3 protein-coding genes are annotated in these 2212 nt (G+C 66.7%); 2 read left to right on the plus strand and 1 reads right to left on the minus strand.

Going from position 1 to position 2212, the window contains the following annotated elements; genetic code table 11:
* The coding region (locus tag DBR23_RS18365; RefSeq protein ID WP_108499171.1) for a lytic murein transglycosylase at positions 1-1024 on the plus strand (1024 nt) is incomplete at its 5' end.
* Between the two features lie 157 nt (positions 1025-1181).
* Complete coding sequence (locus DBR23_RS18370; protein ID WP_108499172.1) at positions 1182-1751, plus strand: YdeI family protein; 570 nt, start codon at positions 1182-1184, stop codon at positions 1749-1751.
* Between the two features lie 72 nt (positions 1752-1823).
* Here DBR23_RS18370 and DBR23_RS18375 read toward each other — a convergent pair.
* On the minus strand, positions 1824-2212 hold a 389-nt coding region (locus DBR23_RS18375), incomplete at its 5' end, for an OB-fold nucleic acid binding domain-containing protein (RefSeq protein WP_233250548.1).

Below are 2212 nucleotides of genomic sequence, written 5' to 3' on the forward strand. Positions count from 1 at the left end.
GTGGCTGCCCCGCGTGGTCGAGCTGGACCGCGCCCAGCCAGAGTTCACCCGCACCCCATGGGCGTACCTCGACAGCGCCGTCTCCCCCCAGCGCATCGCCCAGGGCCAAGCGCAATTGGCGGCGCACAGCACCGCCCTGCAGGCGGCAGCCGCCCGCTACGGCGTGCCGGCCAGCGTCATCACCTCCATCTGGGGCATGGAGAGCAACTACGGCAGCAACTTTGGCACCTTCCGCACGGTGGATGCACTGGCCACCCTGGCGTATGAAGGCCGCCGCCGCGCCTGGGCGCAGACCGAGCTGCTGGCAGCGCTGCGCATCATCGACCAGGGCGACATCGCCGCCGACCGCATGATCGGATCGTGGGCCGGGGCCATGGGGCACACCCAGTTCCTGCCCTCGGTGTTCCTGGCCTACGCTGTGGATGCCGACGGCGACGGGCACCGCGACATCTGGGGCAGCGTGCCGGATGTGACGGCGTCCACCGCACATTTCCTCGCCCGGTCGGGCTGGAAATCTGGCGAGCCATGGGGAGCCGAAGTGCAGTTGCCCCCCACGTTCGACCACGCCCGCGCCGACCCCGCCGTGCGCCAGACCACAGCCCAGTGGGAGTCCGAAGGGGTGCGGTCCATCGACGGGGCGCCGTTGCCCGACCTGGCCGGGGCCTCCATCGTCACCCCTGCGGGCGCGCGGGGCCCGGCGTTTCTGGTGGGCAACAACTTTCGCACCATCCTGCGCTACAACAACTCGGTCAACTACGCGCTGGGCGTGGCCCTGCTCGCGCGCCAGATCGACGGCGGCGGCCCGGTGGCCACTCCGTGGCCCCGCGACATCGAGCCGCTGTCGCGTGCACAGTTGCAAACGCTGCAAGAAGCCCTGAACCGCAAAGGCTTTGCCGCAGGCACCCCCGACGGCGTGATGGGCCCCGCCACCCGCGCAGGCTTGCGCGGCTACCAGCGCAGCCTGGGCACGGTGGCCGACGGGTATCCGACGCTGGAACTGCTGCAAAAGCTGCAGGCGCCCTGAGCGCTGGTAGCCCGGAACACAGATGCGCGGCCCTGTTCACCAAGCGGGTGTGCTGATGAGGAGTCGCCCTCACCAACGTAGCCCCGGGGTGCCATGCGCTGCAGCCACTGGGTATGGGGAAATGCTTTTCATCCGTTAGGATTTTTGTCAACGCACCATGACCGATCCCAAACTGACCTTCGCGACGCAATCGGAGTGGGAGGCCTGGCTGGAGAGCCATGGCAGCACCTCGCCCGGTGTGTGGCTGCGCGTGGCCAAGAAGTCTGCCGAGCAGCCCACCGTCACCTACGCGCAAGCACTGGAGAGTGCTCTTTGCCACGGTTGGATTGACGGCCAAAAGCAGTCGGAAGACCAGCACTATTGGCTTCAACGCTTTACACCCAGAACCCCCAAGAGCATATGGTCCAAGATCAACAGGGAAAAAGCCGAGGCGCTCATCAGTGCCCGCAAAATGCGGCCAGCCGGCCTGGCCGCCATCGAACGGGCCCAGCAGGACGGACGATGGGATGCGGCTTACGCGTCAGCGCGCACGTCTACAGTCCCCGACGACTTGCAACGGGCCCTGGATGCCAACCCCCAAGCCCAGGCGTTTTTTGCCACGCTCAATAGCAAAAACAGGTTTGCCATCTTGTTTCGCATTCAAAGCGTCAAGAAGGCAGAGACACGCGCAAGAAAAATCGCTGAATTTGTTCAGATGTTGAGCAATGGCGAAAAGCTACACCCCTAGGAGCCGTTAAGCATCTCGCAGGAATGGCAAAAAGACGCCCGGAGAAACGGGCAGGAGCTCATCTGCGCGCACTCAATGAAAATCCCGGCTCCCCTGCAGCGCCTGCCCCATGCGGCCCAGTAGGGGCGTCAGGTCCTTGAAGCGCTGGGCCACCAGGTGGCGCACCACCGCCGTGCTGCCGGGTGGGCCGGCGCTGCATTGCCACATCCCTTCCACCGCCAGCAGCTGCGACCGCAGCAGCGCATTGCGCCACACATCGACCAGGGCGGGCCAGACGATGACGTTGACGGGGCCGGTTTCGTCTTCCAGCGTGACGAACATGGTGCCCTTGGCGGTGCCGGGGCGCTGGCGCACCGTGACGATGCCGCAGGCGCGCACCTTGCGGCCGTGGGCGGCGCTGTGCAGTTGCAGGGCGGTTTGCAGGCGCCAGCGGGCCAGGCGGGGGCGCAGCAGGGCCAGGG

Origin of the sequence: Acidovorax sp. HMWF018 (assembly GCF_003061035.1) — a bacterium.
Taxonomy (GTDB): domain Bacteria; phylum Pseudomonadota; class Gammaproteobacteria; order Burkholderiales; family Burkholderiaceae_C; genus Acidovorax; species Acidovorax delafieldii.